The following is a 7,590-nucleotide window of genomic DNA, read 5'->3' on the forward strand; positions in this document are numbered from 1 at the left end:
AAGTTCTTGACCTAAATTCGAGTTAATTCGAGAGATTCGTTGCAAAAAATATTTTAAATTATTTAAATATAGTATTTTCACAAAACTCGTTGAAGAGCCTTAATAATTAGTGATGAGCAGATAAGTAAGATAAGTTATCTTCTAGAAATAAATGTAAAACAAAAAATAGCTTCTACTCCCTAAGAAGTAGAAGCTATTAGCCTAAAAGACGGTTTTGATATCTCTATAATATCAAGGTGAGCCTCATCACCAATTTTATGTAATTTATGCTGTTATTATATTTACTTTTCTTAGCAAAGTCAAGGGTAGATTGAATAGAAGACAAATTAAGATGAGATAATATTCTTATAAAGGGGAGGAATAAAATGATGATAAAATTATTAAAAAGGAGTATTATCTTGCTTACTATAGTAATAGTAACAGGATGTGGCCAACAAGGAACTCAGGGAGAAGAGCCTACAATTCAAGTTAAGTTGGCTGATGGTCAGATAAATAAGATGAATATAGAAGAGTATGTTGCAGGAGTAGTTGCAGGGGAGATGAAGAAGGGATGGCCCAAGAATGCTTATGCAGCCCAAGCTATTATCGCTAGAACCTTTACTCTAAAACGTCTAGAGGAGAATGGAAACAATACAATCAGTGCTAAACATGAAGAGGCTCAAGCCTATCGACCAGAGAATATCAGTTCTGAAATTAGAGAGTCTGTTAAGATGACTAAAGGAGAGGTAATTACTTATCAGAATAAGTATATTCGAGGTTGGTTTCATTCAAGTGCTGGAGGGCAGACTACCAGTGCCAAAGTGGGATTGGCTTACAAAGAAGCAGAGCCTCCTTATATACAAAGTATTAAATCACCTGATGATTTAGCTCCTGCAGATATTAAAAATTGGCAAGTTAGGATCAGTAAAGAAGAGATTTTAAGGGTTTTAGAACAGACAGGAGAGAAAGCTACAGAGATAAAGAATATTAAGGTGTTAAATTATGATAAGAGTGGAAGAATTATTGATTTAGAGCTAATATTTGAGCAAGGAAGTAAAAAAATAAAGGGAGCTGAATTTAGAACTTTAATTGGCCCTGACAAATTAAAGTCCATCCTCATCAAAACTATCAAAAAATCTGGAGATAGCTTTATATTTGCTGGTAGTGGTTATGGTCATGGAGTTGGTATGAGCCAATGGGGTGCTTATAAGTTAGCAAAAGAAGGGAAGACGGCAGAAGAAATAATCAATTATTATTTTAAGGATATTAAGATAGTAAAGAGGTGGGATTAATGATTTTGATTATCTAAAAGAGGAATTAAATTATAAACTAGCGAATAATTAATAGTATTTCGTTTAATTACCTAAAAAGGAGGAGGGCTACAATGAGTACTTCAGCAATTGGAATGTTTATTTTTGGTTCTGTAGTTCTTTATGGTGGGTTAGGCTATTGTATTTATAGATTTATTAGAGGAGAAAGAGAAAGAAGTTAATTCTAATATTAATGATTAATTTGTATCAGTAATTGGATTAGTCCAGTTACTGATTTTTTATTAGATAATTAATTAAAAATAATATAAATAGCTTGAAAGTTGTCAGCAATCATTTTAAAATATATATGGATATTTATTGAATAAATTTATCTGATATAAATTTCATAGTAATTTAATATCTAAAATTATATAAATATTGATTATTTTAAATTATTTGCTAAAAGCTATTCCTTTAGTGTAGAATAGATAACAAGTAATTAAAAGAAAAGGAGAGATATTATGAGTTATAAGGTTAAATATGAAGAATGGTTAAAGAGTGATTACTTTGATCAAGAAACTAAAGAAGAATTAAAAGCAATAGCTGGTGATGAAAAGGAGATTGAAGAGAGGTTTTATACCAGTTTAGACTTTGGGACTGGTGGTTTAAGAGGAATTATTGGGGCTGGTACTAATAGAATTAACAAATATACTATTAGAAAAGCAACTCAAGGTCTGGCTAATTATATTGAAAAAAATGGTGATAAATCTAAAGGTGTAGTCATTTCCCATGATTCTAGACATAAATCAAGGGAGTTTTCAGTAGAGGCAGCTCTGGTCTTAGCAGCAAGTGGAATCAAAGCCTATCTATTTGATGATTTAAGACCTACTCCAGAGCTTTCTTTTGCAGTTAGAGAGTTGGGGGCAACTGCAGGAATTATGGTAACAGCAAGCCACAACCCACCAGAATATAATGGTTATAAAGTATACTGGGAAGATGGAGCTCAGGTTGTTTCACCTCATGATAAAGGGATTATTGCAGAGGTTAATGCTATTGAGAGCTTTGATAATGTCAAGACTATCTCTGAAGAAGAGGCTCGTGCAAACGGTTTATTTGAGATTATCGATCCTAAGATGGATGATAAGTATATCAAGACTTTAAAGGATTTATCCTTAAATCCTGAGGCTATTAAAAAGGTAGCTGATGACTTACATATCGTTTATACCCCATTACATGGGACAGGAAATATGCCTGTACAGAGAGTTTTAGGTGAATTAGGGTTTAAGAATTTACATGTAGTAGCTAAGCAAGAGAAACCTGACCCTAACTTCTCTACAGTAGCTTACCCTAATCCAGAAGCACCAGCAGTATTTGATTTAGGGATTGAGTTGGCTGAAGAGAAGGATGCAGAGTTGGTTATGGCAAATGACCCTGATGCAGATCGTGTAGGTATTGCTGTTAAGGATACTAAGGGAGAATGGGTATTCTTAAATGGAAATCAAGTTGGGGTACTATTAACTGAGTATATTGTCAACTCTTTAGATGAGGTGCCTGAGAATGGTGTAGTTATTAAAACTGTTGTAACAACAGAGATGGTCAAACCTATCGCTAAAAAGTATGGACTTGATGTAATGGATACCTTAACTGGGTTTAAATATATTGGTGAAAAGATTAAAGAGTTTGAAGAAGGTAAATATAACAAAGAGTACATCTTTGGATTTGAAGAGAGTTATGGTTATTTATATGGAATTCATGCTCGAGATAAGGATGCAATAGTAGCTACTATGTTAATTGCAGAGATGGCAGCTTATTATAAGTCCAAAGATAGCTCAATTTATGAAGAATTAATGAGAATGTATGAAGAGTATGGTTATTATAAAGCTGATTTGGAAGCGATTACTATGCCAGGAAAAGAAGGAAAAGAGAAGATTGCTGCTTTACTAAAATCTTTAAGAGAAGATAGTCCAGCAGAGATCAATGGACAGAAGGTATTAGTTATCAAGGATTATCTGGTAAGTAAAGAATATGATGTAATTAATGAAGAAGAGAGGGCTATCGATTTACCAGAATCTAATGTATTACAGTTTTTGTTAGAGGATGATAGTTTAGTAACAGTAAGACCATCGGGAACAGAGCCAAAGGTTAAGTTTTACTTCTCAGTTACAGCAGAGAGTAATCAAGGGGCAGATGAGAAATTGGCTAAGTTAAAAGAGGCTGTAATGGAGTATATAATATATGTAATAATTCAATTTATTATTAATTTTCTTAATTTATTAATTTTATAAGTTAAAATCTATGGAATCTCTAATTTAAATTTGATTCTAAAACTGATAATTAGATTAGATAGAATATTATTGTCAATAATTATTCTATCCCCCTTTACAGGGAAGGAGTGTAAGCTTAAAATATGAGCAAAGTTACTATTTATGATGTAGCTAAGGAAGCAAATGTAGGAATTGGTACTGTATCAAGAGTATTAAATAATAGCAAAAGAGTTAGTGACAAGACTAAGAAGAGGGTTTTGAAGGTAATTAAGAGATTAAAGTATCAACCAAATGCAATGGCTAGAGGATTAGCTTTGCAGAAAACAGGCTCTATAGGCATTTTAGTACCGGCAGTTACGAGCCATTTTTTTATAGAGGTTTTAAAGGGAGTACAACAAGGGCTGGAAGAGCAAGATATGGATTTGGTTTTATACAATGTCAATTACGGTGATTCTTATGATATAACCTATAAAGAGAAGTATATAAATAGAATACTCAGTGAAAAAAGAGTAGATGGAGTATTAGCAATTACAATGAAAATGACAGAAGAAGAGGTTGAGCGTTTTAAAAATCTTAAAGTACCTCTTGTATTGGTCAATGATTTCTATGAGAAGATTAGTTCAATTTTTGTAGATGATTTGTCAGGAGCTAAGAAAGCTACTAACCATTTAATTGCTTTAAATCATAAGAGAATAGCATTTCTTAATGGTTGTATGGATTGTAGACAGGGACAAGATAGAATGAAAGGTTTTGAAACAGCTTTAATAGAGTCTAATATTGGAGTTTATGATGAATTGATAAAGATAGGTGATTTTGATAAAGAGTCTGGTTATGAAATGATGAAAGAGATACTAAATTTACCTAAGAAAGACTATCCCACCGCTATCTTTGCTGCATCAGATATCCAGGCTATTGGAGCATTAGAGGCCATTAATGAAGCAGGATATTCTGTGCCTGAAGACTTTTCTTTAATTGGGTATGATAATATAGAATTATCAAAATATTTAAAATTAACTACTATAGCACAACCTATGTTTGAGATGGGTAAGCTAGGTGTTGAGCTTTTAGTAGATTCAATTCAAAGTGATAAGGAAAAAATAATTCAAAAAGAGTTAGAACCTAAGTTAGTAATAAGAGAATCATGCTGACTATCAAAATATAGAAAGTAATGAGCAAGGGAGTATCTATTATTTGGTTGAAGATAATTTTAATCAAAAAATAAAACAATCCCTTGCTATTAAAATACAATTATGCTATAATGTATATAAGTTAAAATAAGTATAAAATCATAAGAATATAAGAACTTATTACATTTACAATAGTAGTAGTAAGTTTTTGCTATAATCATTACGCAAGCGATTGCGTGATTATTTTTGAGCATTGCTCAAGCGGTTGCGTGATCCGTGAGGTGGATATTGTGGGTATTACTATGAAAGATATTGCAGCAAAGCTTGGTGTATCAGAATCTACTGTCTCTCGCGCTATTAATAATAAAGCTGGTGTAGGAGAAAGTACAAGACAAAAGATATTAGATATTGCTAGAAAGTATAATTACCAGCCAAATTTATTGGCTCGTAATTTAGCTAGACAAGAGAGTAATATGATAGGTTTAATCCTACCTGATATTTCTAGTTCATTTTATTCTGAGGTAACTCGTGCTATCCAGGATATTGCTACTGAAAATGGCTATCAAGTTATAGTCTGTAATACCGATGGCGATGAAAAGAGGGAAGCTACCTATATAGAATGGTTACAAGGAAATAAGATAGCAGGTATTATCTTCTTAGGTGATGGTCTAGCAAATAATAAAATCATTAACTTAGGGTTATCAGGCTATCCTATCGTATTAGCAAATCGGCTGGTAGAGGAAGTTATGCTGCCTTCGGTAATTATTGATAATAATACAGGTGCTTTTGAAGCAACTAAGCACTTATTGGAGAGAGAGCATAAAAGAATTGCCTTAATAAATGGTCCTAAAGATAATTTAGCATCACAAAATCGTTTGCAAGGATATCAACAAGCCCTTAAAGAATATCATTTAGATTATGATTCTCAGCTAATTATTAATAAGGATTGGAGCAGAGAGTGTGGTTATCAAGGTTTTTTAGAGTTGTTGAATCTAGAAGAACCACCTACTGCTATTTTTGCAGCCAATGATTTAATTGCTGTAGGGGTAATTGATGCGATTAAAATGGGAGGTTATTTAATTCCTGAAGAGATAGCTGTGGTAGGTTTTGAAGATACTATTGTAACTTCTATAATAGAGCCGCCATTAACTACTGTAGCACAACCGATGTATGAACTTGGTGCTAATTCAGCTCAAAAACTATTTGCTTTGATCGAAGATGAGGATATTGAAGAAGATATTGAGATTTTAACAAGTAAATTAATTGTTAGAAAGTCTACTTAATTATATATTTATATTAAAACTTATGAGGAGGAATTTTCAAATGGCTAAGGTAACTTTAAAGAATATCGATAAGATTTATCCAAATGGATTTCAGGCTGTTTATGATGCAAATATTGATATTCAAGACAAAGAGTTTATGGTATTTGTTGGACCATCTGGATGTGCTAAGTCTACAACTTTGAGAATGATTGCTGGTTTAGAAGAGATATCTGGTGGAGAGCTTTATATTGGTGACAAGTTAGTAAATGATGTCGCTCCAAAAGATAGAGATATTGCAATGGTATTCCAAAATTATGCATTATACCCACATATGAATGTATATGATAATATGGCTTTTGGGCTTAAACTAAGAAAGTTTGATAGCTCAGAGATTGATAGAAGAGTTAAGGAAGCTGCAAAAGTATTAGGGATTGAACCTTTATTAGAAAGAAAGCCTAAAGAATTATCTGGTGGTCAGCGTCAACGTGTTGCTATGGGGCGTGCTATTGTACGTGAACCTAAGGTATTCTTAATGGATGAGCCATTATCTAATTTGGATGCTAAATTAAGAGTACAGATGAGAGCTGAGTTGAGTAAGTTACATGAAAGATTACAAACAACTACTATTTATGTAACACATGATCAAGTTGAAGCCATGACTTTAGCAGATCGTATTGTTGTAATGAAAGATGGAGTTATCCAACAGATTGATGATCCAATTACTCTTTATAATCAACCTAATAATATGTTTGTAGCAGGATTTATTGGTAGCCCTGCAATGAACTTCTTAGATGCTAAGATTGAAGCAAGAGGAGATGAACTAGTATTAACAGGAAAAGGAATTGATTTAACTATTCCTACTAAGATGTCTCAAGCTATGAAAGAATTACAAACTTATGTTGGTAAAGAGATTGTCTTTGGAATTCGTCCAGAAGATATTATGGATCCTGAATTTGCAGAAACTGATGAGAATGTAGATACTGTAGATGCTACAGTAGAAGTTATTGAGCCAATGGGTTCTTCAATTCATCTACATCTTAGTATCGGGGACAGAACTATTGTAGCTGTTGTAGATCCGCAAAGTGAGGCTAAAGTTGGAGACGTAATGAAAATTGCATTTGATCTTGAAAAGATGCATATCTTTGATGCTGAGACTGAGGAAGCAATTATTTAATTTATATATAGAAACCCATAAAGGTTTCATACTACAAGCCCATAAGATTATTTAGAATGCTGAAATAAAAAAAGAATTTTACCAAAACTCCAGAATTGGTAATTTTCAAAGATTTTAATTAAAACTAAAGCGAAGTAATAGTTATCTTTTTCATATTATATAGAGAAAAACGCAGGAGAATATTCTTCTGCGTTTTTTGTGTATTATAGAACATATTAGTTTAGATTTAGTGTAGCTATTAAGTTTTAGAGTAAAATTTAATATTGATATTTTTATATTTTAATACCTTTAATTTCTTAACTAAAAACTTTAAAAGATAACTTTCAGCAACGAATCTACCGAATTTACGCGAATAAAACCAAAAGATTAATTAATCTTTTACTCTTTAATTCGTGTTAATTCGCTGCTAATCTTTAGTTTTTTATTACACTTTAGACTTGGACATCTATATAGATAAACAACTTTAGAATGTAATATAAAACCCACCTCACCCCTAACCCCTCTCCTCATATCAGGAGAGGGGAATAAAAGATG

6 protein-coding genes and 1 riboswitch are annotated in these 7,590 nt (G+C 32.3%); all 6 genes read left to right on the forward strand.

Annotated elements, in window-relative coordinates; genetic code table 11:
* Nucleotides 1–180: 180 nt before the first annotated feature.
* A riboswitch (Fluoride riboswitch) is annotated at nucleotides 181–260 on the reverse strand.
* Nucleotides 261–368: 108 nt separating this feature from the next.
* Entirely contained in the window at nucleotides 369–1,271 is a 903-nt protein-coding gene (locus ACTCDL_RS13885) for a SpoIID/LytB domain-containing protein (protein WP_463178056.1), read from the forward strand.
* Nucleotides 1,272–1,363: 92 nt separating this feature from the next.
* Nucleotides 1,364–1,471, forward strand: coding sequence for a MetS family NSS transporter small subunit (locus ACTCDL_RS13890; RefSeq protein WP_463178058.1), 108 nt, complete (start codon nucleotides 1,364–1,366; stop codon nucleotides 1,469–1,471).
* A 279-nt stretch (nucleotides 1,472–1,750) separates the two neighbouring features.
* Nucleotides 1,751–3,514: a phospho-sugar mutase gene (locus tag ACTCDL_RS13895; protein ID WP_463178062.1), complete on the forward strand. Its 1,764-nt coding sequence runs from the start codon at nucleotides 1,751–1,753 to the stop codon at nucleotides 3,512–3,514.
* A gap of 122 nt (nucleotides 3,515–3,636) precedes the next feature.
* On the forward strand, nucleotides 3,637–4,641 hold the full coding sequence (locus tag ACTCDL_RS13900; RefSeq protein ID WP_463178064.1) for a LacI family DNA-binding transcriptional regulator: 1,005 nt from the start codon (nucleotides 3,637–3,639) through the stop codon (nucleotides 4,639–4,641).
* 260 nt (nucleotides 4,642–4,901) lie between these two features.
* The gene (locus ACTCDL_RS13905) at nucleotides 4,902–5,903 is read left to right on the forward strand and encodes a LacI family DNA-binding transcriptional regulator (protein WP_463178066.1); all 1,002 of its coding nucleotides are present in this window, start codon (nucleotides 4,902–4,904) and stop codon (nucleotides 5,901–5,903) included.
* Between the two features lie 40 nt (nucleotides 5,904–5,943).
* Nucleotides 5,944–7,056 carry an ABC transporter ATP-binding protein gene (locus ACTCDL_RS13910; protein WP_463178068.1) on the forward strand — a complete coding sequence of 371 codons (1,113 nt, stop codon included), beginning with the start codon at nucleotides 5,944–5,946 and terminating at the stop codon, nucleotides 7,054–7,056.
* Nucleotides 7,057–7,590 lie beyond the last annotated feature (534 nt).

Source organism: Orenia sp. (assembly GCF_055140805.1).